The sequence below is a fragment of the Ralstonia sp. ASV6 genome (genome assembly GCF_016429285.1).
Classification (GTDB): Bacteria; Pseudomonadota; Gammaproteobacteria; order Burkholderiales; family Burkholderiaceae; genus Ralstonia; species Ralstonia flaminis.
In genome coordinates this window covers 1-26,898 of the sequence record NZ_JAELUI010000077.1, presented here as the reverse complement: position 1 = coordinate 26,898, position 26,898 = coordinate 1, and the positions used below count along the sequence as shown (strand labels likewise).

Annotated in this window: 21 protein-coding genes and 1 tRNA gene; 2 read left to right on the top strand and 20 right to left on the bottom strand. The window is 62.5% G+C overall.

What is annotated here, in order from left to right:
* Nucleotides 1-71 precede the first annotated feature (71 nt).
* The 11 genes from JHD73_RS16150 to JHD73_RS16100 form a co-directional block, all read right to left on the bottom strand.
* A complete protein-coding gene (locus tag JHD73_RS16150; RefSeq protein ID WP_199031280.1) occupies nt 72-890 on the bottom strand; it encodes a siderophore ferric iron reductase in 819 nt (272 codons plus the stop codon).
* Entirely contained in the window at nt 887-2,782 is a 1,896-nt protein-coding gene (locus JHD73_RS16145) for an IucA/IucC family siderophore biosynthesis protein (RefSeq protein WP_199031279.1), read from the bottom strand. The genes JHD73_RS16150 and JHD73_RS16145 overlap by 4 nt, the downstream gene beginning before the upstream one ends.
* A 15-nt stretch (nt 2,783-2,797) precedes the next feature.
* Complete coding sequence (locus JHD73_RS16140; RefSeq protein ID WP_199031278.1) at nt 2,798-3,400, bottom strand: GNAT family N-acetyltransferase; 603 nt, start codon at nt 3,398-3,400, stop codon at nt 2,798-2,800.
* On the bottom strand, nt 3,390-4,649 hold the full coding sequence (locus JHD73_RS16135; protein ID WP_199031277.1) for an MFS transporter: 1,260 nt from the start codon (nt 4,647-4,649) through the stop codon (nt 3,390-3,392). The genes JHD73_RS16140 and JHD73_RS16135 overlap by 11 nt, the downstream gene beginning before the upstream one ends.
* Nucleotides 4,646-6,013, bottom strand: coding sequence for a lysine N(6)-hydroxylase/L-ornithine N(5)-oxygenase family protein (locus tag JHD73_RS16130; RefSeq protein WP_199031276.1), 1,368 nt, complete (start codon nt 6,011-6,013; stop codon nt 4,646-4,648). The genes JHD73_RS16135 and JHD73_RS16130 overlap by 4 nt, the downstream gene beginning before the upstream one ends.
* A gap of 292 nt (nt 6,014-6,305) precedes the next feature.
* On the bottom strand, nt 6,306-8,510 hold the full coding sequence (locus tag JHD73_RS16125; RefSeq protein ID WP_233177008.1) for a TonB-dependent siderophore receptor: 2,205 nt from the start codon (nt 8,508-8,510) through the stop codon (nt 6,306-6,308).
* Between the two features lie 85 nt (nt 8,511-8,595).
* On the bottom strand, nt 8,596-9,114 hold the full coding sequence (locus JHD73_RS16120; protein WP_199031274.1) for a sigma-70 family RNA polymerase sigma factor: 519 nt from the start codon (nt 9,112-9,114) through the stop codon (nt 8,596-8,598).
* Between the two features lie 159 nt (nt 9,115-9,273).
* Nucleotides 9,274-9,468 (bottom strand): hypothetical protein, encoded by a 195-nt coding sequence (locus JHD73_RS16115; protein ID WP_199031273.1) that lies wholly within the window; start codon nt 9,466-9,468, stop codon nt 9,274-9,276.
* Between the two features lie 101 nt (nt 9,469-9,569).
* Nucleotides 9,570-10,967: an MFS transporter gene (locus JHD73_RS16110; protein ID WP_199031272.1), complete on the bottom strand. Its 1,398-nt coding sequence runs from the start codon at nt 10,965-10,967 to the stop codon at nt 9,570-9,572.
* 85 nt (nt 10,968-11,052) lie between these two features.
* Nucleotides 11,053-12,240 (bottom strand): CaiB/BaiF CoA-transferase family protein, encoded by a 1,188-nt coding sequence (locus tag JHD73_RS16105; RefSeq protein WP_199031271.1) that lies wholly within the window; start codon nt 12,238-12,240, stop codon nt 11,053-11,055.
* A complete protein-coding gene (locus tag JHD73_RS16100) occupies nt 12,237-14,000 on the bottom strand; it encodes an acyl-CoA dehydrogenase family protein (protein WP_199031270.1) in 1,764 nt (587 codons plus the stop codon). The genes JHD73_RS16105 and JHD73_RS16100 overlap by 4 nt, the downstream gene beginning before the upstream one ends.
* Nucleotides 14,001-14,117: 117 nt before the next feature.
* Here JHD73_RS16100 and JHD73_RS16095 point away from each other — a divergent pair, with 117 nt between their 5' ends.
* Nucleotides 14,118-15,014 carry a LysR family transcriptional regulator gene (locus tag JHD73_RS16095; protein ID WP_199031269.1) on the top strand — a complete coding sequence of 299 codons (897 nt, stop codon included), beginning with the start codon at nt 14,118-14,120 and terminating at the stop codon, nt 15,012-15,014.
* 4 nt (nt 15,015-15,018) lie between these two features.
* On the opposite strand, the gene JHD73_RS16090 is transcribed toward JHD73_RS16095, so the two are convergent.
* The 6 genes from JHD73_RS16090 to cyoA all read right to left on the bottom strand — a co-directional run bounded on the left by JHD73_RS16090 (nt 15,019) and on the right by cyoA (nt 20,178).
* Nucleotides 15,019-15,354 (bottom strand): hypothetical protein, encoded by a 336-nt coding sequence (locus tag JHD73_RS16090; RefSeq protein WP_199031268.1) that lies wholly within the window; start codon nt 15,352-15,354, stop codon nt 15,019-15,021.
* Nucleotides 15,355-15,445: 91 nt separating this feature from the next.
* A complete protein-coding gene (locus JHD73_RS16085) occupies nt 15,446-15,871 on the bottom strand; it encodes a GNAT family N-acetyltransferase (protein ID WP_199031267.1) in 426 nt (141 codons plus the stop codon).
* A 91-nt stretch (nt 15,872-15,962) separates the two neighbouring features.
* Nucleotides 15,963-16,397 (bottom strand): cytochrome o ubiquinol oxidase subunit IV, encoded by a 435-nt coding sequence (gene cyoD / locus JHD73_RS16080; RefSeq protein ID WP_199031266.1) that lies wholly within the window; start codon nt 16,395-16,397, stop codon nt 15,963-15,965.
* Entirely contained in the window at nt 16,394-17,050 is a 657-nt protein-coding gene (gene cyoC / locus JHD73_RS16075; protein ID WP_199031265.1) for a cytochrome o ubiquinol oxidase subunit III, read from the bottom strand. Before cyoC ends, cyoD begins: the two co-directional genes overlap by 4 nt.
* Entirely contained in the window at nt 17,043-19,046 is a 2,004-nt protein-coding gene (cyoB, locus tag JHD73_RS16070) for a cytochrome o ubiquinol oxidase subunit I (RefSeq protein ID WP_199031264.1), read from the bottom strand. The genes cyoC and cyoB overlap by 8 nt, the downstream gene beginning before the upstream one ends.
* 79 nt (nt 19,047-19,125) lie before the next feature.
* Nucleotides 19,126-20,178, bottom strand: a complete 1,053-nt coding sequence (gene cyoA / locus JHD73_RS16065; protein ID WP_199031263.1) for a ubiquinol oxidase subunit II — start codon at nt 20,176-20,178, stop codon at nt 19,126-19,128.
* A gap of 147 nt (nt 20,179-20,325) precedes the next feature.
* On the opposite strand from cyoA, the gene JHD73_RS16060 reads away from it, so the two are divergent.
* A complete protein-coding gene (locus JHD73_RS16060) occupies nt 20,326-21,645 on the top strand; it encodes an MFS transporter (RefSeq protein WP_199031262.1) in 1,320 nt (439 codons plus the stop codon).
* Between the two features lie 151 nt (nt 21,646-21,796).
* Here JHD73_RS16060 and acnB read toward each other — a convergent pair whose 3' ends face one another.
* From acnB to JHD73_RS16045, 3 genes are all read right to left on the bottom strand, one after another.
* Entirely contained in the window at nt 21,797-24,382 is a 2,586-nt protein-coding gene (gene acnB / locus JHD73_RS16055; RefSeq protein ID WP_199031261.1) for a bifunctional aconitate hydratase 2/2-methylisocitrate dehydratase, read from the bottom strand.
* A gap of 457 nt (nt 24,383-24,839) precedes the next feature.
* Nucleotides 24,840-24,926, bottom strand: a tRNA-Leu gene (locus JHD73_RS16050).
* A 130-nt stretch (nt 24,927-25,056) separates the two neighbouring features.
* Nucleotides 25,057-26,898: efflux RND transporter permease subunit (locus tag JHD73_RS16045; protein ID WP_199031260.1), on the bottom strand; the 1,842-nt coding region annotated here is incomplete at its 5' end.

The following is a 26,898-nucleotide window of genomic DNA, read 5'->3' as shown; positions in this document are numbered from 1 at the left end:
CGGTGCGGCGGGCGGTTCAGTGTTCACGTTGAACCGGCATCCGCCCCATCAGGTATCGGGGGAAATGCGCGCTACGACGCCTCAGCCAGCAAGCGGGCGATGCGTGCGTCGAGCGAGAGCTTTGGGCAGGTGCTGCATTTCTCGCCGTCGCGGCGGCGGAAGTGGTGGCAGCAGACCTTGCGGTCAAGCGCGAGTGCGGGCGTGCCATCACGTGCACGGTAGGCGAAGAAGCCGCAGCCGCCGGCAATGCCAAGGGCGGCAAGCCACGCGTCTCCCATGGCAGTCATGTCTGCATCCGACAATGACGTGTGTGGACGCACCGCCATCAGTGCGCCGAGTACGCACTCGGCCTGCAACCGATCTGCGGCGCGCTGATGCAAGGCGACCCGTGTTTTGAGCGCTCGGCGGATTGCGCCGCAGAACGCCCGCAACTCAGCGGCAGCGGCTTCCATCCGTCCAGCGAATGTGCCGCCAACCGGCGCGTGCACAGGCAAGTGGAAACCACTGGGAAAGCCTACCTTCACCGGCTGCGCGAGGCCCGCCAGCCTGGGTGCCGATCCATCCAGATGCACGGCAATCACGCACAGATAGATCGGTTGCCAGATCGCCAAGCCCCAGCAACGCAGCGCAAGGTAATGCGCGCCCGCCTCCGGATAAGCCTGCGCCCAGTGATCGCACAGCCCCTGCAGGGCAGCGCCATCACCCAGGTGCAGCGCATTGGCGGGCGATACCCCACCCTGCTCGCCGCGCAGGCTGGGAATGACACGTTGGGCCAGCCGCAGCGCGTGAGCGAGGTCCAGGTTCGGGACAGACGGCGGGCGCCAGGCTTGCGCCAAGGCGAAGCCCGGCCCGACGGCGTTTTCAACGAAGGCGCGCATGCCGTCTGTCATGCAGCGGCTTCCGCCACATCCGCCACATCCCCCGCTTGGGCCTGCACGGCCTGCGCTGCACGGCGGAACTTGGCAATGGGGTTGACCAGGTTGCCGGCGATCTTCAGGCTCGATGCGGGGTCGGCCAGGTTCACCATCTGCACGTTGTTGCCGAGCTGCAGGCGGTTCAGGCATGAGTGCAGGAACTCGGGCACGAACATGTCGTAGTGCACGTACTTGGCGGCATGCTCCGGATGGGCGTCCTGATAGTCGTAGACGCAATCGGCCACGGCGCCCCAGAACTGGTCTTCGGTGCAGCAGCCGTTCTCCACCAGCACGTGGTTGATGTGGCGCAGCACGCCATCGAACACGTCGATGAAGATGCCGAGCAGCTTGAAATTGTCCGGCACCTCGACCGCCAGGCGCTGCACACGCTCGGGCAGCCACTCGCGCGCCTTGATGTCGAGGATGGCGCATTCCTCGGCAATGTCTTTCATGATGGCGCGCACAGGGAGGTAGTTGTCCATCACGAGGATCAGGTTCTCGCCGTGCGGCATGAAGGTCAACTCATAGGCGTAGAAGCAATGCAGCAGCGGCGTGAGATACACCTGCAGGTACTGGCGCACCCACGTGAGCGCAGGCAGACCCGAGCGGCGGATCAGCTCCGGCATCAGCGCATGGCCATCCTTGTCGACGTGCAGCAGCGCGGCCATCGTCATCAGCCGCTCGCCCGGCTTGAGGAGCGGTAGCGGGTTCTCGCGCCACAGCGCCGAGAACTGCTTCTTGTACGGCGTATCCACCGGAATGGCCGCCTCGTAGTAAAAGTTGCGGAACCCGATAGCCGCCACTTCCTGCAGGATGGTGAAGCCGTTTGCACGCAGGAAGGCATCGTCTGACACCAGCTTCTTGATGAACTCGTTGATGGCCGGCGTGCCCGACATGTAGTACGGCGACAGCCCGCGCATGAAGCCCATGTTCAGGATCGACAGCGACGTCTTCACATAGCGCTTGCTGCGATCGCTCGTGTTGAAGAACGTGCGGATGGATTGCTGGGCGATGTAGTGATCAGCGCTGTAATCCAGGCAGATGATCTTGCGCTGGGCCACGTAGCCCGCAAACGCGATGGACAGCTTGTTGAACCACTGCCACGGGTGCGCGGGCATGAAGTGATAGTCGGCCGGATCCACACCCTTGGCAGCAACCTGGCGTGTGAAATCGTCCACTGTGTCCTGGCCGAGTTCTTCGACCAGCAGTTGTGTGTAGTCGAGCGTAGAAAGCGTTGACGGGGTGGCGTGGTCCTTATGTACAGCCAGCCAGATCACGCGGATGTCGGAACCGGCTTCGGGCGCATAGGCCTGGTAGTCGACGGAGGTGAAGCCCAGTCGCCCATTGTTGGCGACGAAGCCAGGGTGACCTTCGATCATGGCGACTTCGATGGTCTGGAAGTCGGTGGCCTCCGCCAACTGCGCACTGCTGGGTGCGTCGGCCTTCATCCGCTTGAACGCGCTGCCGAAGAGCGTGCTGCTGATTTCGTCGAGGTAGATGGGCAGCAACTCGTCACGGATACCAAGCCGCTGACGGCACTCGATGATGAATTGCAGCGCGTCGAGCGATTGCTCGGCACCCTCGACCAGACGGCGAATCGATTCCGGTTGGATGAACCAGTGGCGCAGCGCGAGTTGCTGCGCTTCAAACTGGTAGCAGACCTTGCCGTCATCAGAGAGCACCTGGTATAGCGCGAAACCGCCAGAGGTGGCATGCAGGTGCTCGGGCTCCAGGATGCGTTCGTGCGCATACTCGGCAATCGCCTTGCGCAACAGCAATCGGTTGGCCTGCGCCCAAACCTCGGGCGTCAGATGCGCAGCAGCCTGTGCCGGGCGTTGGGAGAGCTGGTTGTGGATCGTGACGTTCATGGCAAATCCTTTGGTTTAAGCAGTGGCGATAGTGCTGGTGGCCGCCTCGAAATCCCGCTGAGTACAGAAAGCGAGGCTGGCGATTTTTTCGGTAAAGGCAACGTTGCGGTCGTAGACGAAACCGGCGGCACGGTTGATGGCGTGAATGCGCGTGTTGTTGGCGTCGGGCTCAACCACGATGCGTGCCGCACCCAGGCGTTCGAACATGAAACGCATGAGTGCGAAGAACACCGTGCGCGTGTAGCCGGCAATGCGCACATCTGACGGCCCGATGAAGATGTGCATGCCCAGGTCGCCGGGCTCTACGTCGTAGAACGTGCGGATGCGATCGTGGGCGGGGTCGTAGCACTCGGCCAGGAAGACCGGGCGACCGCCCTTCCACACCAGATACGCCGTGGCGTGACCGGAGTCCATCAAGTTCTGATAGACCTGACCGATTTCGGCTTCCGTCTTGTCGCGCATCAGCCAGAACGACGCACGCTCCGGCTGAAACCAGCGGTGCAGCATCGGGATGTCTTCCGGAATGCGTAGCAGGTGGAAGGTGAAACCCTGCGCATCGGTGTAAGGCGCGCTCGCAGCATCGGCGCGGCGGTGGATGGTGTGGGCATCAGTTGGCATGGGCCGGCGCCTCCAGGTTGGCGGATGCGTCTGTCCTGCCCGTGTCATCTGCATGGCCGGCGCTGGGCACATTCAGGATCAGCCGATCCAGCAGCGCAGTCAGCACAAACCCCCCGGCGGCCAGCAGGAACGGCAGATGCAGCCCGTAGCGATTCACGATCGCCCCCGCCGCAAACGAAGACAGCAGCACCCCCATGTTCTGGAAGAAATTGGTAATGCTGTAGTCATGCGCATAGCGCTGCGGCGTCGACAGCCGGAACAGGTTCACCTCCAGCTTCACGATGATCTGGAAGAGCGCCCAGCCGTACAGCACACGGCCCAGCACGATCAACGCTGAGCTGTACTCCCCACCCGGCGCCGCATGCAGCAACAGCCCCACCATGCCCAGCAGCAAGTTGCCCACTGTGTGGTCCGGCAATTGGCCGCCGCGCGCGCGAATACGTGCATGCAATCGCAATGCCACGATGGCGACCACGCCCGGAATGGCAAACGCCATGCCCGACACAAACTCGCTGTCGAGCCCCGACACCTGTTGCCAGTACACCGAGAAAAATGGGCGGATCAGATACGCACTGAAGTCGAACACCAGCATCACCAATGCCAGACGCAGAATCGGCAGGCGGTCGCGCCAGCCGGTGCTCGGCACGCGTGCAGCTTCAGCAGCGGCCACCTCGGCATGCTCACCCGAGTTGACGCGCACGATCTTGCCGCTGCGGATCAGGTGCATGCACACGCCCATCTGGAAGAAATCGCCCGCCGCCATGGCGACGATGCTGGCGCGCGGCCCCCACGTCTGCAGCACAAGGCCACCCACCACCGCCCCGAAGATGGCGCCAAAGTGCACCACCACCGAGAGGGTGCCGACAGTGGCAGCGTGCTGCTCTTTGGGCGTGAGCCGCATCATGTACGGATACATCAGCAGGTAGCTGCTCTTGCACATGAACATCAGCATCGACAGCACCCAGTACGTCACCACGTTCGGCGCCCAGTCGCTGAGCAGGCTGAAGGTGCCAGCTGCGAACTGCGTGTAGACCAGCAAGTACAGCGGCTCCACGCGCCTGGCCACACGTGCCCAGATCGGCAACGTGCACATGACGGCAATCGAGATGGCGGCCACATACGCGCCCACGTGCACGGGGCTGTCCAGCCCATAGCGCGAGGCGAAGAACTGCGGGTAGAACGGAATCAGGATCGCATCGCTGATGACGGCAAACACCGTCATCAGGATGATGGTGTTGCGCAGCGTCATACGGCTTCCTCTACGGGCACCTTCACGCGTTCAATGACGCTCCGCTCCGCAGCCAGCGGAATGAACTCGGGCGTGGCCGGAATCGCAAAATCCTGGATGGCCACGCGCGGCTCGATCTTGTAGTGCTCAACGCCGGTCAGTTCGCGGATGATGTACGAGTTGCGATAGCAGCTCATGCCGATGTCCTGATTGGTCACGCCGTGCGTGTGCAGCCCCGCGTTCTGCACGTAGACCTCGCTGCCGTTGACGTCTGCCGCGTAGTTGCGGGAGAGCTGGTAGCGGCCCTTGGCATCCCAGCGCAGCCGGTGGCGGATGCCATCAAGGAACGCCGGGATGTTCTGCTCGTAACCCGTAGCGAGCACCAAGCCTTCGGTGCGATGGGCGTAGCGCGCACCGCTGTCGATCTGCTGGAACTCGATCTCGTAAGTGCCGGTGGCAGCGTCGTGGCGGCACGCCTGCAGCTCGCAGTTGGTGATCAGGTGCGTGCGCAGTTCGCCCACCTTGCGCTTGTCGTCCAGCAGGTCATAGATCTGGTTGATCAGGCTGGTGTTCACGCCCTTGTACAGGCTGTCCTGCGCACGGACGATGGCATCTTTGCGGCCGTCTGGCAGGCTGTAGAAGTGGTCGATGTAGTCCGGCGAGAACATCTCCAGCGTCAGCTTGGTGGTCTCCATCGGGAAGAAGCGCGGCGAGCGCGTGATCCAGACCAGGCGGTAGTCGTGCTTGTCGCTCTCCTTGAGCAGGTCGAAATAGACCTCCGCCGCGCTCTGCCCGCTGCCGACGATGGTGATGGAGCGTTTCTCGCGCAGTGACTCGCGTACGTCGATGTAGTCCGCGGTGTGCAGATAGCGGTGGCCATCGCGACGCACGCACGCCGGGAACGACGGCGACGACCCCACACCCAACACCAGCTTGCGTGCACGCAACACAAACGGTTCACACTCCGCACCACGAAAGCCCGAGACAACGTAGCAGCCACGCTGCGCGTCGTAAGCCAGTGCCTGCACGTCGTGGTGGAAGCGCGCGCTGGTGAGCTGCGTGACGACCCACTTGCAATAGCGGTTGTACTCCGCCCGGCTCAGGTAGAAGTTCTCGCGGAAGTAATATGAATAGATCTTGCCTTCCTGCTTGCAGTAATTCAGGAAGCTGAAGCGGCTTTTTGGATCGGCCAAACTGACGAGATCTGCCAGGAATGGATTCTGCAATGTGGTGTTATCAATCAGCATGCCAGGATGCCAATTGAATTCCGGCGCACGCTCCAGAAATATCCCATTCAAATCGGCAATGGGTTCAGCCAGGCAGGCCAGGCTTAAATTAAACGGACCTAACCCAATGGCAATAAAGTCATGAACTTCTGATTCCATCACGTTTGAACCTCCTGATTTACAAAAGCGATGACAACAAGACTCCAGCCGGGCGAACGCGCATACGCTTCCCGTCGGCTGGCGGCATCAGGCCGCGCCTAGGCTGGGTAAATTCAGGTGGGGAGCAGATCACGACCGATGCGTGCCGGCCGCTGAAGGATCATGGAATATCGCGGATGCGATATCAGGACAGATTCTGAATAGCCCGACGACTTTAATGCAAAGCCGCCGGGCAACAAGCTAAGTCACCATACTACACAAACACGATGATGTTTGCGTGAACAATTCTTAATTACCACTGATACGAAATGGTCGCCATCACGTTGCGCGCATCACCCCAATAACAGTAGTTGCTGTTCATGCAAGATGCCACATACGCTTTATTAAAGAGATTCTTTGCCGACAATTGCAGCTTTGCGCCTTTGAGTGATGCATCCCAGCGCGCGAGATCAATGCGCAGCATCAGGTCAACCAGCGTGTACGGCGGCACCTTGAAGCTGTTGGCGTTGTCGCCATAGCTCGTGCCAACGTAGCGCACGCCCACACCCGCCGTGTAGCCAGGCATGAAGGTCCAATCCCCCCACACCGATGCCATATGGCGCGGCGCCTGGTACGGCGTGTTGCCCACGAAGCCCTCGGCCGATTCGACGAACTTCATATCGGTGAAGGTGTAGTTGGCCAGCACCGAGACAGTGTCCGTCACCTGCGAGCGCGCCTCCAGCTCCAGCCCGCGCGTGCGGATCTTGCCGGTGGGCACGTAGTAGATCTGGCTGGCCGGCTTGCTGGCAACGTTCTCCTGCTCCAGGTTGAACACAGCGGCCGACAGCATCGTGCTCGATCCCTTGGGCTGATAACGCAAGCCCGCCTCGAACTGTTTGGCCGTGGCCGGTTGCAGCAGATTGCCTCGCTGATCCGTCCGGATGCTCGGGTTGAAGCCATCGGCATAGCTGAAGTACGGGGCGATACCGTTGTCGAACAGGTAGACCACGCCCACGCGCTTGGTGAACTTCGAGCCGCTCCACTCCGACGGCGTGCCCGTGCCATATAGGTTGGATGCCTTGGCGTGGTCTTCACGCACGCCCAGCGTGAAGCGCCAGCGGTCGATGGCGATCTGGTCCTGCAGGTACACACCGGTCTGCTCCAGCCAACGATCGATCGGCGCAGCGCTCACGCCGGTCAATCCGGGGTTGCCGTAGACCGGGTTGAACGCGTTAATCGGGTCTGCGCTGCCGGATTCCCAGAAACCATCGACGTGGCGCTTCTGGTAGTCCAACCCAACCAGCATCGTGTGCTTGATGGGGCCGGTCGTGAACTTGCCCTCGAGTTGGTTATCGACGGTGTAGGCATGCGTGGCTTCCTTGGCACCGGCGTAGTAGCGCGTCAGATTGTCCGCATCGGCCCAGCCGTAGCCGTAGATCTGTCGCATACGCACGTCGCCGAATATGTAGCGGAAGTTCTGGCGCGCGGTCCATTGGTCGTTGAACGCGTGTTCAAACTGGTAACCCAACATGCGTTCGGTACGACGGAATTTTTCAACCGTCGGATCACCGTCGAAGAAGTAGCGCGAGATGGTCCGGCCGTTACGTGGGAACAGGCTGCCCTCTGCGGGCACGCCACTGTTGAAGCTGCCTTCTGGATCGTGCTGCAGATAGGCCTGCAGCAACAGATGCGTGTTGGGCGTGAAGTTGATCGCCAGCGACGGCGCGATGGCAAAGCGCTGCTCACGCACATGCTGGAACTGTGAATCCATGCCACGCGCCAGGCCGGTCACGCGGAAGGCCATCACGCCGTTCTGATCCACCGGCCCGGAGATATCGAACGCCCCTTCAACACGGTTGCGGTTGCCCACCGTGAACTCGACTTCGTGATACGGCTGAAACAGCGGCTTCTTGCTGACGAGCGACACCACGCCCCCCGGCGAAGCGCGCCCAAACAGAACCGAGCCCGGCCCCTTGAGTACGTCAATGCGCTGCAGGAAATACGGATCGATCTGGAACGAGCTGTAGCTGCCCTGATCCCCCTGCAGGCTCAAGCCATCGAGCAGCGCGTTGTTGACGCTGGCGTCGTTGAAGCCGCGCAGCGCGACATAGTCATAGCGGTTGGCCGCCCCGACCAGTCCCGTGAACGCGCCCGACGTGTAGTTGAGCGCTTCCGACAGGCCCCGTGGCCGCTGGTCCTCCAGCTGCTGTTGCGTGATCACAGAGATCGACTGTGGTGTCTCGATGATTGGCGTATCGGTCTTGGTGCCTGCCGAGCTTTGCTTGGCGACAAAGCCCTTGCCGGGGCTCTGCGCTGTCTCGCCGCGGCCGACTACCGTTGCGGTGGGCAGTGTGGCATTGACCTCTGCGGTGGTACTCTGCGCCATCACTTGCGCGGGTAGCGCTGCCCCCAGCAGCATTGCGCAAGTCAGCCGCGCAGCAAGCGCCAGCGGGCGCAGCGTTGTGCGGCAGGTCGTTTCAGATGGAAAAACCGTTGTTGTGTTGATGTGCTTTGGCATGGTGTGTTGGAAGATGCGTGTGGTTTCCACACCCATCGACGATCCACACCGCAAAAGCGGAACTCGATCTGAAACTTTTTTTCGATCAGGCCCTCGCGCACGTCGAGCAACGCTCAACCGCCTGCACGAGATACTTGCGCACCATGCGTGTTGATTTGCCAAGCTGCTCGGCAATGCACGCATGCGATTGCCCTTCGATGTAGCGCAAGCGAACGGCTTCGCGCGCGCTGGGCGATAGCGTTTCCAGCACCGTGCTCGTGTGCTGCAGCGTCTGCGTCTGCGCCATGCACTGCTCTGGCGACGGCGCATGGCCGAACTGCTCGCATCGCAACGTCAGCTCATCCAAGCAGGCGCACTCGACACGCCGCCGGCGCGCACGGTCGATCATCAGATGCTTGGCAGTGGTGGTCAGGTAAGCACGCGGCTCGCGCACCTCGCTCAACGCATCCGGCACGGCCAGTACGCGCATGAAGGTGTCGTGCAGCACATCTGCCGCCTCCTCCGGACACGCGAGCTTCCTGCGCAGCCAGGCGAACAGCCAATCGCTGTGACAAACGTAAAGCGCGTCGATGTCGTGCAGCGGATTGGGCTGAACGGCCGGCATGCGGGCTCCAGGAAATGGACCGGACGCGCGCACGCAACTACGTACACATGGCGCCCATACAAATGAGAATCATTCTCATTGTAGGGGTCGAGCAACCCTGTTCGCAAACGGGGATTCGAAAGGGACCGCTAAGAATGGACGCGCGGCGGCAAGACGCCCTTAAGCCGCATCGTCGGTTGCGCGATGCCGCCACGCCATGAGAGCAACGGCCAGAGCGGCCAGCGACAGGCCGATCGCCAGCCCGGTCATGCGGCCTGAGCGGCGCGCTTCATCGGCCTGCTCGCGCGCCTCGATGGCCTGGCGCACGGTTTCCCAGAAGGCTTCGCGATGCTCGTTCTCGTCAAAGATGGACATGGCACGCTTCCCGTTGTCTGCGTATGGCGTATGGCTTGCCTTGTCATCGTAGGGAACGTGCGGCAGGCGCGCCACCGCACGTTTCGCGTAAGCGCCTGCGTTCAGGCCGCGGCAACAGGCTTGCCGACCGGCGCGGAAGGGGCGCGAGGGGCATCGGCGTCCCCCTGCCCCAGGTCCATCGCATCCGCACGCTCGGCAGTGGACAGCTCGTCTGCGCGATAGCCCGTGCGGTTGAGCAGCACCAGCGTGCAGGCCAACGACACCAGCGCATACAGCGCCGACGACGCTGCCACGCCTACGATGTTGCCGGTGCTGTTGAGCATCCACTGTGCAAACACAGGCGTGCCGCCGCCCACCACCAGCGAACACAGCTGATACGCCAGCGACAGCCCCGTGTAGCGGATGCGCGTCGGGAACACGCGCGCCAGAATGCCGCCGATGGCGCCGTAGAACATCGAATGCGGAATCGTCGCCAGGCACATGCCTACCAGCGCAATCCAGACCACCTTGGTCTCAATGGCAAAGAACATCACCGGCATGAGCAGGAACTCGGGCAACACCATCAGGCAGATCGCGCGGCGCATGTCCATGCGCGAGACCAGCCACGCCCCCAGCGGCTGCGTGATGAACTGCACCACCAGCGCAATCGCGATGATGCCGAGGAAGGTGTCCTGCGCATAACCGAGTTCCTTGGTGGCCCATGCCAGTGCGAAATTGCTCTTCAGGTACGTCACGTGGATCAGTGGCAGCGTGCCTGCGCCCAGCAGCACCAAGCCCCAGTGATCACGCACTACATCCTTGAGCGGCAGCTTGACGGTCTTCTTCTGCGCCAGCACACGCTTCATGTCGTCGGACTCTTCCAGCTTCAGGCGGATGACCATGCCCACGACAACCAGCAACGCCGACAGCAGAAACGGCACGCGCCAGCCCCACAACATGAACTGCGGTGTCGGCAGCGCGCTCAGCGCAAAGAACACCAACGTCGCCAGCAGGTTGCCCGTGGGTGAGCCCTGCTGCGCGAAGGCGGAGTACAGGATGCTCTTGCGCTTTGGGGCGCTCTCGCTGGCGATCAGCACCGCACCGCCCCACTCGCCGCCCACGGCCACGCCCTGAATCACGCGCAGTACCACCAGCCCCACCGGCGCCCACATGCCGATCTGCGCATAGCTTGGCAGCAGGCCGATACCCATCGTCGCCAACCCCATCAGGATGAGCGTGATAATGAGCGTGGTCTTGCGACCGATCTTGTCGCCCAGGTGGCCGAAGATGATGCCGCCGATGGGTCGCGCGGCAAAGCCAGCCCACAACGTGACGAACGACAGCAGCGTGGCGATGCCCGGGTCCAGCGTCTTGGAGAAGAACACCTTGCCGAAGACCAGCGCGGCGGCAAGGCCGTAGATGTAGAAGTCGTACCACTCGATGGTGGTGCCGATGAACGCGGCAACCGCGGCACGGCGCGGCTGCAGATTCGCAGCCTGGGGCGCGGACTGGTGAGGCATGTTGGTCTCCTTGGTGGTACTGCCGGTTTGGCGCGGCCTCTGTCGGGCCGTCTGTCGTGTTGTGTGGCGTCAGCTTCAGCTCATGTCATTTCAGAACGCCTGCCTCGAACAGGCGCTGCCGGGTTTCCATGTCGATGCCGAGCGAAGCCAGCACGGCATCGGTATCGGCACCCAGCGCAGGCGGTGCGTTGCGATACGTGGCCGGCGTGCGCGACAGCTTGATTGGCGAGCCCGTGCCACGGTAGTCACCCAGCTCGACCACCATCTGCCGATGCAGCGTATGCGGATGGCGCACCACCACGTCGACACTCAGCACCGGCCCGCACGGCACGCCGCCATGGATCAGGTCTTGCGCAAGCGTCTCGCAATCAAAGCGGGCCAGTTGCGCCTCCAACGCCCGCTTGAGTTCCGGGCGATGCGCACAGCGGCTGCGGTTATCAGCAAAACGGGCGTCTTCCGCCAACTCAGGCACGCCAATGTGCGCGCACAGCTTGGCGAACTGGCGGTCGTTGCCCACGGCCAGAAAGATCGGCGTAGTGCCAGTCTGGTAGCTGTCGTACGGCGTAATGTTCGGGTGCGCATTGCCACTGCGTTGCGGCACCTTGCCGGAGCCGAAGTAGTTGGGCAGATGCGGATGTAGCAGCGACACACCACAGTCGTACAGCGCAATGTCGATCGATTGCCCGCGCCCGCTTTTCTCGCGCTCCGCTAGCGCCAGCAGGATGCCGGCCAGCGCGTTGAGCCCCGTCACCATATCGACGATGGGCAGGCCGACGCGCATCGGGCCGCCGTCGCGCTCGCCGTTGACGCTCATCAGGCCAGCCATGGCCTGGATGGCGGCGTCGTAGCCGGGCAGCCCACCCAGCGGGCCGTCCGGGCCGAAGCCGGAGACGGCACAGTGGATCAGGCGTGGAAAGCGCGACTGCAGATCGCGCTCGAAATCCATGCCCCAGCGGGCCAGCGTGCCGGGCTTGAAGTTCTCGACCAGCACGTCGGCATCTTCCAGCAATTGCCAGAGCACTGCGCGGCCTTCGTCGCACGACAGGTCGACCGAGATGCCGAGCTTGTTGCGATTGACGCCGTTGAAGTACCACGCCGTGTCGTTCTCATCAAACGGCGGCCCCCAGGTGCGGGTCTCGTCGCCGACGGGAGGCTCTAGCTTAATGACCTGCGCGCCGTGGTCGGCCAGCGCCTGCGTGCAGTACGGCCCGCCAAGCACGCGGCTCAGGTCGACGACCTTCAGGCCGTGCAGTGCTCCATTGACCGCGCTCATTGCTCGGCTCCTGCCGGCAGAGCCTGCATGGCGAGCGCAAAAGACACCTCGCGCTGCTGAACGAGCGCATCAAACAGCAGTGCGTCGTCGTTCTCAGGTAAGGCCAGCGGATCAACCGGCAGCAGCTTGTGACGCAGCACCAGATGCGCAAGCGCCAGACGACGATACTCCGGCGCCAGACGCACGCCCTCCACCGCCATGAAGATCGCCGTGGTGATGTGATAGAGCGCGGAACCGGCCTGACGCACAAGCTCGTCGCTGCCCGCTTCGGCCACCTTCGCGATCGTGCGGCAGACGCGGTCCAGCGTGGCACGCAGCAGCGCATCGCTCTGCGCCGGCAGCGTAATGCTGTCGAGCAATCCGAGCAGGTACGCACGCAGCGGCTCCAGTGCGCCTTCGCGCTTCACAGCGCGTGCGATGTCGAGCGCGACGATATTGCTCGTGCCCTCCCAGATCGAGCCGAGATGCGAATCCCGCACGAGGCGCGCATCGCTCCATTCTTCGATGTAGCCGGTGCCCCCGCGCACTTCCATCGCGTCGCCAGTCACACGGCGCGCATCGCGGCAGGCGCGGAACTTGATCAGCGGCGTCAGGATGCGCACACACTTGGCGGCCTGCTCGTCGCCGGCATCGGCCAACGGCAGCAACTGCGCGATCTGCATGAACATCGAGCGCGCTTGCTCGGTCGGCAGCAGCATCTTCAACAGCTGGCGCTGCATCAGCGGCATGTCGATCAGCTTGCGGCCGAAGGCTTCGCGGTTGCGCGCGATGTGCAGCGCCTCTGTGGCCGCGCGGCGCATCAGGCCAGCGGCGCGCACGCCGTTCGACAGGCGCGACATGTTGATCATGTCGGCCATCTGGTGGAAGCCACGGCCGATCTCGCCGATCAGGTAAGCGGTGGCGCCTTCGAGGGTGATCTCGCCGCTGGCCATCGAGCGGGTGCCGAGCTTGTCCTTCAGGCGGATGATCCGGTAGTTGTTGCGCGTGCCGTCCTGCAGCGTCTTGGGCAGCAGGAACAACGCCAGGCCGTTGATACCCGACGGCGCGCCGTCCGGACGGGCCAGCACCATAGCGAGGTCCGCATCGGCGTTGGAGCAGAACCACTTGTCGCCATACAGGCGCCACGTTTGCGTACCGTCGGGTGCGGTTTCCAGCGCAGCGCGCGTGGCGATACGGGCAACATCCGAACCGGCAGCCTGCTCGGTCATGAACATCGCGCCCTGGTACAGCACGTCAAAGTCACGCGAAGCCAGCATCGGCAGATAGCGCGCCACCAACGCCGGATCGCCAAACTTGCGCAGCGTGCGCGTGAGCGAATCCGTCATGCTGACCGGGCAGCAGAGGCCGAACTCGGCCTGCACGAACAGGTACGTGAGCGCGTATTTGACCAGCGGCGGCGGCGCATCGCCGACATGGCTCATCGAAGCGAGACCAAGTTCGGCATACGCCACGCGCTCCAGCGCAACGTAATCGGGGTGCTTGTCGATGCTCTGCAGCGCTTCACCGCGACGTGTACGGTGGCGCAACTGCGGTGGGTTGTGGTCAGCGCTGGTCGCCCAGGCGTCAAGCTCGTCCGAAGCGCGCTGGCCAAGCGATTTGAGCTGCGGTTCCAGCGCACGATATTGCGTGTCGCCCAGGTATAACCGCAGCAGGTGCGCGAGATCCGGGTCGACGTGGAAAAAATTGATGCCCCGGCTGTCAGGGATGTTCTGGTGGCCAACGGGTTGACCAATGATTGGTTCGCGGGCGATGTCGTTCATGCGGGTGGCCTCGCTGTCTCCTGTGTTGTCCGGCCAGCATAGGAACGCCATCGATAATCGTCCAATACAGGTTTTGTCCTGTACGATAAACAATCCTTATCGTTGAGCGAGACCGCCATGGATCTGAAGCAGCTGCGCTATTTCGTTGCCGTGGCGGAAGAACTGCACTTCGGGCGTGCGGCACAGCGGCTGTTCATCTCGCAGCCAGCCCTGAGCTTCGACATCCGCAAGTTTGAGGAACAGTTGGGCGTGCAACTGCTCGCGCGCACCAACAAAAGCGTGGCGCTCACCAACGCCGGCCAGGTGCTGCTGGATGAGGCCCGCAAGCTGCTGCAGCAGGCGGCCGAGGTTGAGCGCATCACGCAGCGTTCCGCGCACGGGCTGGCCGGGCGATTGCGCGTCGGCTTCGTCAGTTCGATGCTGTATCGCGGCCTGCCGCGCGCGGTCGAGCGTTTCGAGGCCGATCATCCGGCGGTGGAAATCATCCTGCGCGAGATGAACACCGGCGAGCAGGTCCAGGCTCTCCAGCGTCAGCAGATCGACCTGGGCTGCGCATACTGGGGGACCTTCCCCGCCGAAGTCGTTTCCACGCCGATCTTCTCCGAGCCCTTCGTCGCCTGCCTGCCCGCCGGCCACGCGCTGGCCCGCCGCAAGAGCCTGGAGCTGGCCGCGCTTGCGCAGGAGCCGTTCATCCTCTTTCCGCGCACGGTGTCGCCGCACTACCACGACCTGATCATCGCGCTCTGCGTGGATGCCGGGTTCAGCCCAGTGATCCGCCACGAGACGCGGTTGTGGCAGACGGTGGTGACCATGGTGGGCTTCGGGATGGGCGTGGCGCTGGTGCCCAAGACGCTGCAGCACGCCGGCGATGTGCGGGTCAGCTTTGTCGCGCTGGCCGGCGGAAAAAAAGAATCGCCCGTGCTGTCATTGCGACGCACGGGCGATGCGGAGCCGGTGGCAAGCCGCTTTCTCGAATACCTCGAAACGGCGGCGCGGGAAAACGTGAAGCCCTGATCGCTTAGGGTTGGCCGGTCAGCTTGAACTTGGTCAGGCAGACGTGCTTCGCAAGTTTCTCCTTGCTGATCACAACCGCATCGGTCTTGCCATAAGGGTCACCAGTCTGCACGTCTTCCTCGTCCTTGAAACTGCCCTTCACGTATTTCGTATCGCATTGTTCGTACTTGTTGCAGACCTGGAGCTTGGTGCAGATGGTCTGACCGTCGCGCTCGTAGATGTAGTACGTAGCGCCGGAATACGGCGGCCGCGGATAGTTTTCAGTACGAACGGTAATGTCAGCGGCGTGAATGACGCCGGATGCCAGCGCAAGCGTGAGCGCTGCAAGTGCCTTGTGCATGGATGACTCCCCTCTGGTTTGGACAATACGTGCGAGGCGCATTGTGCTGGAGTTTGGCTCGCTGGCAAATGCCGATCGAGAAGGCGTCCTATCAGAGTGCCTTGCTCAGGAACACCCGGCTGGTACCGGGCGGGTCGCATGGCACCTCTCCAAACCTCACCCATCCATTGCGCTCGTAGAACGCTGGCGCCTGGAAGCTGATCGTGTAGACCACGGCAGAGCGGCAACCGCGGCGGCGCCCTTCTTCCTCAAACCTGCGCAGCACCTCAGTGCCAATGCCTTTGCTGCGCAACGTCTCGGGCAAATGAAACAGGTCGAGAAACAGCAGGCCGAGCGATGTTCGCCCGCTTGCGCCACCAAGGATTTCACAGCTCAACGGATCGCGCACCAACACGGCCAGCGCTTGCCGGTCGCCATAGCCGACATGAGCGTCATTGAAGCGATTCAGGCCGTTGCCGATGACGTTGATGTCGTGATCGCTGGCTTGATCAGTGACGAAGATCTCTGGGGTCTGCATGCCGTCTTCCGGTGGGTGCGCCAAATACTGTATGCACACACAGTATTTCGCGCACCCACCGTCGTCAACGACAACGCCGTGACACGTCGCCCTACTGGCTCCGCGGCGGCAAGATCGCGCTGCCCGACCCCGGCATGGGGCGCATGTGCGGCATCATGTTGGTGTTCAGGTGGTACATCACCCAGAGTGAACCGCTGAGCGTAATGACCACCAGCACCAGCGTGAACATCAGCGACAGCATGTTCCAGCCGCCCTCCGACTTGGCGTTCATGTGCAGGAAATAGATCATGTGCACCACGATCTGCACCGCGCCAATCAGCAGGATCGCAACAGCCGTGGTCGACGATTTGTCGAACACGTTGCCCATCACCAGCCAGAACGGAATTGCCGTCAGGAAGACGGACAGCACGAAACCCGTCAGGTAGCCGCCCAATGTGGCGTGCGGCCCGATCTCTTCTTCGTGGTGCTCGTGATGATGGCCGTGGCCATCGCCGTGGCCGCTCATCGTTTGATCGTGCGCGCTCATGGCAACGTTCCCATCAGGTAGACGAAGGTAAAGACGCCGATCCAGACGACGTCCAGAAAGTGCCAGAACATCGACAGGCACATCAGCCGGCGCTTGTTGGCGGTGATCAGCCCGTGCTGCGACACCTGCAGCATCAGCACGATCAGCCAGATCAGGCCGAACGTCACGTGCAGCCCGTGCGTGCCGACCAGCGAGAAGAACGATGTCAGGAATGCGCTGCGCTGCGGCCCTGCCCCCTCATGAATCAGGTGCGCGAATTCGTAGAGTTCCACCGCCAGGAACGCCGCCCCGAAGAGCCAAGTGATGGCCAGCCAGATCTGCATGGGCCGGACCTTGTTCTGCTGCATCTGCAGCATCGCAAAGCCATACGTAATTGACGACAGCAGCAGGAAGGACGTGTTCAGCGCCACCAGCGGCAGCTCGAACAGTTCCGCCCCGGTAGGCCCGCCTGCGTACTCGCGGCCCAGCACGCCATAAGCGGCAAACAGGCACGCGAATATCAAGCAATCGCTCATCAGGTAAATCCAGAACCCAAGCAGCGTGCCGTTTGGCACGTGATGCTCTCCGGTGACGTGGAACTGGTAGCCACCCGGCGGAATGGTGTCCGCCCCGGCAGTACCGTTCGCTTGCAGGGGTACGGTCGTGTCAGCCATGGCTTGCCATCAGTTGGGTGCGTGATGCTTCGGTCCGGACCACATCCTCCGCAGGGATGTAGTAGTCGCGCTTGTAGTTGAAGGTGTGGATGATGGCCGAGAGGATCGTGGCCGCGAACGACGCAATGGCCAACCACCAGATGTGCCAGATCAACGCAAAGCCGCACAGCGTGGACAGCCCCGCCAGCAAGATGCCTGCCGCCGTGTTCTTCGGCATATGAATCGGGATGAAGCCTTCCTGCGGCCGCTGGTAGCCGTATTGCTTCATCTGCCACCAGGCATCAGAGTCGTGCACGAGCGGCGTGAACGCGAAGTTGTACTGCGGCGGCGGCGACGAGGTCGACCACTCCAACGTACGGCCGTTCCATGGGTCCCCGGTCGTATCGCGCAGCTCCTCCCTGCGCAGGAAGCTCACCACAAGCTGGATCAGGAAGCAGGCAATGCCGATGGCAATCAGCAGCGCACCGAATGCGGCAAGCTGGAACCATATCTGCAGAGACGGATCATCGAAATGGCTCATGCGGCGGGTCACGCCGCGCATGCCCAACCAGTAAAGCGGCATGAACGCAAAGTAGAAGCCGATGAACCAGAACCAGAACGATGCCTTGCCCCACGAAGACACCAGGCGATAACCGAACGCCTTGGGGAACCAGTACGTGATGCCCGCCATGAGCCCAAACAGCACGCCCCCGATGATCACATTGTGAAAATGCGCGATCAGGAACAGGCTGTTGTGCAGTGAGAAGTCGGCCGGCGGCACCGCCAGCAGCACGCCGGTCATACCACCGATGGCGAAGGTGACCATGAACCCGATCGTCCACAGCATCGGCGGCTCGAAGCGGATCTTGCCGTGGTACATCGTGAACAGCCAGTTGAAGATCTTCGCGCCGGTCGGGATCGAGATGATCATCGTCGTGATCCCGAAGAACGAGTTGACGCTCGCGCCCGACCCCATCGTGAAGAAGTGGTGTAGCCAAACCAGATACGACAGCACCGTAATCACGACCGTCGCATAGACCATCGACGCGTAGCCAAACAGGCGCTTGCGCGAATACGTGGCCACCACTTCCGAGAAGACACCGAACACCGGCAGCACCAGAATGTAGACCTCGGGGTGGCCCCATATCCAGATCAGGTTGACATACATCATCGCGCTGCCACCCTGATCGATCGTGAAGAAATTGGTGCCGGCATAGCGATCCAGGGCCAACAGCGTGAGCGCGGCCGTCAATACCGGAAAGGCGGCGACGATCAGGGTGTTGGTGCAAAGCGCCGTCCACGTGAAGATCGGCATGCGCATCAACGTCATACCCGGTGCGCGCATCTTCACAATGGTCACCAACAGGTTGATGCCCGATAGCACGGTGCCGACCCCGGCCACCTGCAATGCCCAGATGTAGTAGTCGACCCCAACGTCAGGGCTCGCGAGAATGCCCGACAGTGGCGGATACGCCAGCCAGCCGGTGCGCGCGAACTCGCCCACGAACAACGACATCATCACGAGGACGGCGCCGCCCGTGGTCATCCAGAAGCTGAAGTTGTTGAGGAATGGGAATGCCACGTCACGCGCGCCGATCTGCAGTGGCATGACAAAATTCATCAGGCCGGTCACCAGCGGCATGGCCACGAAGAAGATCATGATCACACCGTGCGCGGTGAAGATCTGGTCGTAGTGATGTGGTGGCAGGAAGCCAGCATTGTCGCCAAACGCCACCGCCTGCTGCATCCGCATCATGATGGCGTCGGCAAAACCACGCAGCAGCATCACGATGCCCAAGACGATGTACATAATGCCGATCTTCTTGTGATCGATGCTGGTGAACCACTCGCGCCACAGGTAACCCCAGACGCGGTAGTAGGTCAGCAGCCCCACCACTGCGAGGCCACCAATGGCAACGACCGCGAAGGTGGCGAGCAGGATCGGCTCGTGGTACGGAATGGCCTCCCACGACAGGCGGCCAAAGATCAGGTTAGCGAGTTCGGAACGCTCGGGCATGGTTATCACCTGGGCCTGGTTTGATCAATCGTGACCGATCAACATTGGCGAAAAACGTCAAGGGGCGCAGGGTCGTGCGCTACTGCAACAGCCGTCGGTTGTCATTGCTCGCGACATCCGGCGCAAAGATTGGCATGGCATCGACCGTGTTGCTTGCGGTACAGATTTCCGCCGTCGGGTCGAACCGGCCACGATTGCGATTGCTCGCCATCGTGTCCGCCAGGCATGCCTGGCCATCCACACAGCGGTTCAGGATCAAGTCGTAGAGGTTCGGAGCCACGCTGGCATAGCGTTGCACCGGCTCGCTTTCACTGGGCTTGGCCAGCTTCTGGTAGACGTCCTTCGACAGCGGCGTGCCCGACGCTTTGACCTGCTGGACCCAGCGATCGAAATCCTCGTTGGACAAGCCGTGGAACTTGAATCGCATGTGCGAAAAGCCCGCACCGCTGTAGTTGGATGAAAACCCGTCGTAGATGCCCGGCTGGTTGATGACTGCGTGCAGCTTGGTTTCCATGCCCGGCATGGCATAGACCATGCCCGCAAGCGAAGGCACGAAGAACGCATTCATGACCGAGGTGGCCGTGATCTTGAACGCGATCGGGCGATCCACCGGCGCGGCCAGTTCATTGACGGTGGCGATGCCCTGCTCGGGATAGAGGAACAGCCACTTCCAGTCCAGCGCCACCACTTCCACGATGAGCGGTTTCGCGTCTGCGGCGACCGGGCGATGTTCATCAAGCCGCGTCAGCGGCCGATACGGATCGAGTTGATGGGTACTGACCCAGGTGACGGCGCCAAGCGTGATGATGATCAGCAGTGGCGCGGCCCAGATCGCCAGTTCCAGCACCGTGGAATGGTCCCACTCCGGGTTGTAGGGAGCATCTTTGGCGCTCTCCCGGTATCGCCATGCAAACAGCAGCGTCAGAAAGATCACCGGCACGATGATCAACAGCATCAGGCACGTGGCGATGATGATCAGGTCCCGCTGTCGCAACGCCATATCGCCAGCCGGCGACAAAAGCACCGCATTGCTACATCCCGCGAGAATCACCAATGAGGCGATTGCGGCACTTCGCAAAAGCGATCTTCCCGTTACTCTGAGGAGTTTCACCGCTGCATCGAAGCGTGGCATGGTCTCGGAAGTGGCGTCTGGTTAACGTCGCGTTGGGTGGCCCCCAACGATCTTTCGATTTGCCGTTGCAGTTTAGGCGCCTATTCTGATGATTGCCGGACTTTGAGTGCTGTACGGCATCCCTCCCGCTCCGATGGAGACTCCACGATGGCCAGTCTGACCCACCAACATCGCGCGTCACCGACTGCACCTCCCGCGCCAGGGCATCATGAAGTGGCCCCCGCCGAGATCGCCACAGGCGTGGTGATCGGACGCGCGTCAGAGTACTTCGACTTCTTCGTCTACGGCATCGCCTCAGTGCTCGTCTTCCCGACGGTCTACTTTCCGTTCACCGGTGAACTGGCCGGGCTGCTGTTCAGCTTCACGATCTTCTCGTTTGCCTTTATCGGGCGCCCGTTCGGCACGGCGCTGTTCATGCGCATCCAGCGCAGATGGGGGCGCAGCATCAAGCTGACGGCATCGCTGTTCCTGCTGGGTACGGCTACGGTGGGCATTGCCTTCCTGCCACCGTACGCGTCGATTGGGCACTCGGCCATCTACCTGCTGGCACTGTTCCGCTTCATGCAGGGCATTGCCTTTGGCGGCTCATGGGATGGCCTGCCGTCACTGCTCGCGCTGAACGCGCCCGAGAACAAACGCGGCTGGTACGCCATGCTGGGGCAACTGGGCGCGCCAACCGGCTTCATCATCGCGGGGGCGCTGTTCCTGTTCTTGTATGCCAGCCTGACATTCCAGGAATTCATCGATTGGGGCTGGCGTTATCCGTTCTACGTGGCCTTTGCCATCAACGTGGTTGCGCTGTTTGCACGGCTGCGGCTGGTGGTGACGCACGAATACACGCAGCTGCTCGAAGAAGGCGAGCTGGAGCCGATCAGCACCCTGCAGATGGTGAACGCGCAGGGTTTCAATATCTTCCTCGGGGCCTTCGCAGCGCTGGCCAGCTACGCCCTGTTTCACCTTGTCACGGTATTCCCGCTGTCTTGGGTGGTCCTGCGCAAGACACAGAGCGTGTCCGCCGTGCTGGCCGTGCAGATCGTCGGCGCTGTCATTGCGCTCATCGGCACGCTGATTTCCGGCTTGATTGCAGACCGCATCGGTCGGCGTACCACCTTGGCGGTCATGGCCGTACTGATCGGCGTCTTCAGCCTGGCCACGCCGTGGCTGCTCGACGGCGGTGTCGCGGGGCAAGACACCTTCATCCTGGTGGGCTTTGGTCTACTGGGGTTGTCGTACGGCCAGGCGGCCGGTGTGGTGACGTCGAACTTCGAGCGCAGGTTCCGCTATACCGGTGCCGCACTGACCACGGACTTCGGCTGGCTGTTTGGCGCAGCATTTGCGCCGCTGGTGGCGTTGGGGCTGTCGTCGCTGTTCGGGCTCGCAGCAGTCAGCCTGTATCTGCTGTCAGGCGTGGCAGGTACGTTGATTGCCCTGCGGATCAACCAGGCGCTGGGGACGCCCGACGCGTGAGTGCTTCTGCAAAGGGAGGCCTCGCTCGGCTGAGCGCCCGCCGCCAAGAGATTGGTGCGCAGGATTGATAAAAAAACGCCGCAGACATTTAGCCTGCGGCGTTTTTCATGTCACGACGGCGAAAACAACCCGCCGTCGTCCGACAACCCGATTACATCTGCACAGTGTCGGCGACTTCCTTGAAGTCTTCGATCTGGTCGAAGTTCATGTACTTGTAGATCTTGTCGCCGTTCGCGTTGAGCACGCCCATGTCGGCCATGTACTCTTCCTTGGTCGGAATCTTGCCCAGACGCGAGCAGATCGCCGCCAGTTCCGCCGAGCCCAGATACACGTTCGTGTTCTTGCCCAGGCGGTTCGGGAAGTTACGCGTCGACGTCGACATGACCGTCGCGCCTTCGCGCACCTGTGCCTGGTTACCCATGCACAGCGAGCAGCCCGGCATTTCGGTACGCGCACCAGCCGTGCCGAACACGCCGTAGTGGCCTTCCTCGGTCAGCTGCTTCTGATCCATCTTGGTCGGCGGCGCGACCCACAGCTTGACCGGGATGTCGCGCTTGCCTTCCAGCAGCTTCGACGCGGCACGGAAGTGGCCGATGTTGGTCATGCACGAGCCGATGAACACTTCGTCGATCGTAGCGCCCGCGACATCGGAAAGGGTCTTCACGTCGTCCGGGTCGTTCGGGCAGGCCACGATCGGCTCGTGGATGTCGGCCAGGTCGATCTCGATGACGGCGGCGTATTCGGCGTCGGCATCCGGTTGCAGCAGCTGCTGATCAGCCAGCCACGCTTCCATCGCCTTGATACGGCGCTGCAGGCTGCGCGCGTCTTGGTAGCCCTGCGCGATCATCCACTTGAGCAGCGTGATGTTGCTGTTCAGGTATTCGATGATCGGTTCCTTGTTCAGGTGCACCGTGCAACCGGCGGCCGAACGCTCAGCAGACGCATCCGACAGCTCAAACGCTTGCTCGACCTTCAGATCAGGCAGGCCTTCGATTTCGAGAATGCGGCCGGAGAAGATGTTCTTCTTGCCTTGCTTGGCAACCGTCAGCATGCCCTGCTTGATGGCGTACAGCGGAATCGCGTTGACGAGGTCACGCAGCGTGACGCCCGGCTGCATCTTGCCCTTGAAGCGGACCAGCACCGACTCCGGCATGTCCAGCGGCATTGTGCCGGTTGCGGCCGCGAAGGCGACCAGACCCGAGCCTGCCGGGAAGCTGATGCCGATCGGGAAGCGCGTGTGCGAATCGCCGCCGGTGCCGACGGTGTCGGGCAGCAGCATGCGGTTCAGCCACGAGTGGATCACGCCGTCGCCCGGGCGCAGCGCGATGCCGCCACGGTTGCTGATGAAGTTCGGCAGGGTCTGGTGCGTCTTCACGTCCACCGGCTTCGGATACGCGGCCGTGTGGCAGAACGACTGCATCACGAGGTCGGCCGAGAAGCCGAGGCAAGCCAGATCCTTCAGTTCGTCGCGGGTCATCGGGCCCGTGGTGTCCTGCGAGCCGACCGACGTCATCTTCGGTTCGCAGTACGAGCCCGGGCGCACGCCCTGACCTTCCGGCAGACCGCATGCGCGGCCGACCATCTTCTGCGCCAGCGAGAAGCCCTTGCCGCTGTTGGCCGGCTGATGCGGCAGGCGGAACAGCGTCGACGGGGCAAGGCCCAGGGCCTCACGTGCCTTGGCCGTCAGGCCACGGCCAATGATCAGCGGAATACGGCCACCGGCGCGCACTTCGTCGAACAGCACGTCGGACTTGACCTGGAATTCGGCGATGACCTTGCCGTCCTTCAGCGCCTTGCCTTCGTACGGGCGCAGTTCAACCACGTCGCCCATGTTCATCTGCGACACGTCGAGTTCGATCGGCAGCGCACCGGCATCTTCCATCGTGTTGTAGAAGATCGGGGCGATCTTGCCGCCCAGGCACACGCCGCCGAAGCGCTTGTTCGGCACAAACGGGATGTCTTCGCCCGTGAACCACAGCACTGAGTTGGTGGCCGACTTGCGCGAGGAGCCGGTGCCGACCACGTCGCCCACGTACGCAACCAGGTGACCCTTTTCCTTCAGCGATTCAATGAACTTGACCGGGCCGCGCTTGCCGTCTTCTTCCGGCGTGATGCCGGGGCGTGCGTTCTTCAGCATCGCCAGCGCGTGCATCGGGATGTCCGGGCGGGTGGTGGCGTCCGGGGCCGGCGACAGGTCGTCGGTGTTGGTTTCGCCCGTCACCTTGAAGACGGTGATAGTCAGGCTTTGCGGCACTTCCGGACGGCTCGTGAACCATTCGGCGTCGGCCCAGCTTTGCAGCACGGCACGCGCGTGGGCGTTGCCCTTGTCGGCAAGTTCCTTGACGTCATGGAACTGGTCGAACATCAGCAGGGTTTTCTTCAGTGCGTCGGCAGCCACGGCAGCGACGGCCTCATCGGACAGCAGCTCGATCAGCGGCTGGATGTTGTAGCCGCCCAGCATCGTGCCGAGCAGTTCGGTGGCGCGTTCGCGCGAGATCAGCGGGCAGGCGGTCTCGCCCTTGGCCACGGCGGCCAGGAAACCGGCCTTCACGCGGGCGGCTTCGTCCACGCCGGCGGGAACGCGGTGGGTAATCAGGTCGAGCAGCGTCTGCTCTTCGCCTGCGGGCGGGTTCGTCAGCAGTTCGACCAGTTCGGCGGTCTGCTGGGCCGTCAGCGGCAGGGGAGGAATACCGAGTGCGGCGCGGGCGGCCACGTGAGCGCGAAAGTTTTCAAGCATGGGGAGACCTGCTGGGATTGCGTTTCAGAGGACGGTTGTTCCGGCACTCCGAGTGCTACCCCGGGCGCCGCTTCGGCGCGATTCTAATCGCAACACTCGGCGAGGTCAAATGTCTTATATCTTATATAAGAGTCAGAAGGCAAAATGTCAGCCCACAGGCTGAATCTGAGCCGCCCCGCCCGCTGACCAAACATCGCGTTGATCGCAAGCGCCGGCCTGGATTACCGGAGGTTTGGCAAACGTGAGTCGCCGCAAAGGCTCGCCAGCAGGCGTTCCTTGCGATGGTGAGGCCGATCTATCGGCGGCACATCGACACCTTGGCCAAACGCGAAATCGCGCGACAGAACATTCGCACGTAGAACCGATGTGAACTCAGGCAAATGGGGACCACAACCGGCAAAAGTCCACCGATTCCTGCCGAACGGAGAACTTAATGGCCCGATTAAAAAGGGAATGCTGGTGCGAGGGAGGGGACTCGAACCCCTACACCATTGCTGGCGTCAGGACCTAAACCTGGTGCGTCTACCAATTTCGCCACCCTCGCCGGATGGATCGCGGCGCCCGTTGAGGGAGCGCCGGAAAGGAAGCCCGCGATTATATCGCAGTCGTTCGTAGGTTTCCATCCCCGCCCCGACATGCTTGGCCGAGGCGGCATTTTCGAATGCATGAGAACGTCAGGCTGCCGGCGCGGGAGCGTCAGCTTCGGGCCGCTTGACCCGGAACCACGCCGCATACAGCGCCGGCAGGAACAGCAGTGTCAGCACCGTGGCAATGATCAGGCCACCCATGATGGCCGCGGCCATCGGCCCCCAGAACACGCTGCGCGAGAGCGGGATCATCGCCAGAACTGCTGCGGCAGCCGTCAGAATGATCGGGCGGAAACGCCGCACAGCCGCCTCGACGATGGCCGTCCAGGTGGGCACGCCGGCCGCCACATCCTGCTCGATCTGGTCCACCAGAATGACCGAGTTGCGGATGATCATCCCGATCAGTGCGGTGATGCCGAGCTGCGCCACGAAGCCCATCGGCGCGCGCAGCAGCAACAACGTTGCCGCCGCGCCAATCAAGCCCAACGGGCCAGTCAGGAACACCATCACCGAGCGCGAGAAGCTGTGCAGCTGGAGCATCAGCAGCAGGAAGATGATGAAGATGCACAGCGGCATCTGCGCGGCAATCGATGCACCTGCGTTGGCGCTCTCCTCTTCCGCGCCGGCAATCTTGATCTGGTAATCAGGCGGCAGATCCGCGCGGATCTTGTCGAGCAGCGGGTTGATCTGCGCCGTGACCGTCGGGCCCTGCACGCCGTCCACCACGTCGGACTGCACGGTGATGCCGTAGTCGCGGTTCTCGCGCCAGATCACACCCGGCTCCCACGCAAAGCCCACACGCGCCACCTGCGTGAGCGGTACTGTGCGGCCGCTGCTGGTCGGCACCTGCACGCGCTGCAAGGCATCGAGCGTATTGCGCTCGTCTTCCTGCGGACGCATAACGATGTCGAGCAGCTTGTCGCCGTCGCGGTACTGGGCGATCGGCGCGCCAGACATCACCGTCTGCGTGACCTGCGAGATCGAGCCCGTCGACACACCCAGCGCGCGCGCCTTGTCCTGGTCGATGTCCAGGCGCAGCACCTTGACGTTCTCGTTCCAGTTGTCGTTCACGCCCACAGTATTCGGGTTGGCGGTCATGATCGCCTTGACCTGGTCGGCAATCTTGCGCACGCCACCAATGTCCGGGCCCATCACGCGGAACTGCACCGGATACGGCACCGGCGGCCCGTTCGGCAGCAGCTTCACGCGGCCGCGCAAGTGCGGGAACTGCGATTTCAGCAACCCAATGATGTGCTGCCGCACGCCCTCACGCGCTTCCAGCGAGGTCGGCATCACAATGGCCTGGGCCACGTTGGTCTGCGGCAGGATCTGATCCAGCGGCAGATAGAAGCGCGGCGCGCCGGAGCCGATGAACAGCGTCACGCTGTCGACGTTCTGCTCCTTGCGCATCAGCGTTTCAAAGCGTTTGGCTTCGGCCTCGGTCTGGTTGAAGCTGGAGCCTTCCGGCAGCCACAGCTCCACCATCAACTCAGGGCGGCTGGAATCCGGGAAGAACTGCTTCTCCACATACTTGAAGCCGAACACACCCAGCCCAAACGCGACGAGCGTGATGACAATCACTGTCTTGCGGTACTCCACACACCAGTTCACCCAGCCGCGGAAGCGGTTGTAGAACGGCGTGTCGAACAGCTCGTGGTGGCCGCCGTCACCCACATGCGACTTGGTGCGCAAGAGCAGAAAACCGAGGTACGGCACGAACACCACGGCTGCAAACCACGACAGCACCAGCGCCAGCGCCGTCACAGCAAAAATGCCAAACGTGTACTCGCCCACCGTCGAACGCGCCAGCCCCACCGGCAAGAAGCCCGTGGCGGTGATGAGCGTGCCGGTCAGCATCGGCATGGCGGTGGAGGTGTACGCAAAGGTGGCGGCCTCCATCTTGGAGAAGCCCTCTTCCAGCTTGCGCAC

Bases quoted from the DNA above. Each gene is read 5' to 3' on its own strand.
- JHD73_RS16150 (WP_199031280.1), bottom strand. From the start codon at position 890: ATGACAGACGGCATGCGCGCCTTCGTTGAAAACGCCGTCGGGCCGGGC.
- JHD73_RS16145 (WP_199031279.1), bottom strand. From the start codon at position 2,782: ATGAACGTCACGATCCACAACCAGCTCTCCCAACGCCCGGCACAGGCT.
- JHD73_RS16140 (WP_199031278.1), bottom strand. From the start codon at position 3,400: ATGCCAACTGATGCCCACACCATCCACCGCCGCGCCGATGCTGCGAGC.
- JHD73_RS16135 (WP_199031277.1), bottom strand. From the start codon at position 4,649: ATGACGCTGCGCAACACCATCATCCTGATGACGGTGTTTGCCGTCATC.
- JHD73_RS16130 (WP_199031276.1), bottom strand. From the start codon at position 6,013: ATGGAATCAGAAGTTCATGACTTTATTGCCATTGGGTTAGGTCCGTTT.
- JHD73_RS16125 (WP_233177008.1), bottom strand. From the start codon at position 8,510: ATGCCAAAGCACATCAACACAACAACGGTTTTTCCATCTGAAACGACC.
- JHD73_RS16120 (WP_199031274.1), bottom strand. From the start codon at position 9,114: ATGCCGGCCGTTCAGCCCAATCCGCTGCACGACATCGACGCGCTTTAC.
- JHD73_RS16115 (WP_199031273.1), bottom strand. From the start codon at position 9,468: ATGTCCATCTTTGACGAGAACGAGCATCGCGAAGCCTTCTGGGAAACC.
- JHD73_RS16110 (WP_199031272.1), bottom strand. From the start codon at position 10,967: ATGCCTCACCAGTCCGCGCCCCAGGCTGCGAATCTGCAGCCGCGCCGT.
- JHD73_RS16105 (WP_199031271.1), bottom strand. From the start codon at position 12,240: ATGAGCGCGGTCAATGGAGCACTGCACGGCCTGAAGGTCGTCGACCTG.
- JHD73_RS16100 (WP_199031270.1), bottom strand. From the start codon at position 14,000: ATGAACGACATCGCCCGCGAACCAATCATTGGTCAACCCGTTGGCCAC.
- JHD73_RS16095 (WP_199031269.1), top strand. From the start codon at position 14,118: ATGGATCTGAAGCAGCTGCGCTATTTCGTTGCCGTGGCGGAAGAACTG.
- JHD73_RS16090 (WP_199031268.1), bottom strand. From the start codon at position 15,354: ATGCACAAGGCACTTGCAGCGCTCACGCTTGCGCTGGCATCCGGCGTC.
- JHD73_RS16085 (WP_199031267.1), bottom strand. From the start codon at position 15,871: ATGCAGACCCCAGAGATCTTCGTCACTGATCAAGCCAGCGATCACGAC.
- cyoD (WP_199031266.1), bottom strand. From the start codon at position 16,397: ATGAGCGCGCACGATCAAACGATGAGCGGCCACGGCGATGGCCACGGC.
- cyoC (WP_199031265.1), bottom strand. From the start codon at position 17,050: ATGGCTGACACGACCGTACCCCTGCAAGCGAACGGTACTGCCGGGGCG.
- cyoB (WP_199031264.1), bottom strand. From the start codon at position 19,046: ATGCCCGAGCGTTCCGAACTCGCTAACCTGATCTTTGGCCGCCTGTCG.
- cyoA (WP_199031263.1), bottom strand. From the start codon at position 20,178: ATGCCACGCTTCGATGCAGCGGTGAAACTCCTCAGAGTAACGGGAAGA.
- JHD73_RS16060 (WP_199031262.1), top strand. From the start codon at position 20,326: ATGGCCAGTCTGACCCACCAACATCGCGCGTCACCGACTGCACCTCCC.
- acnB (WP_199031261.1), bottom strand. From the start codon at position 24,382: ATGCTTGAAAACTTTCGCGCTCACGTGGCCGCCCGCGCCGCACTCGGT.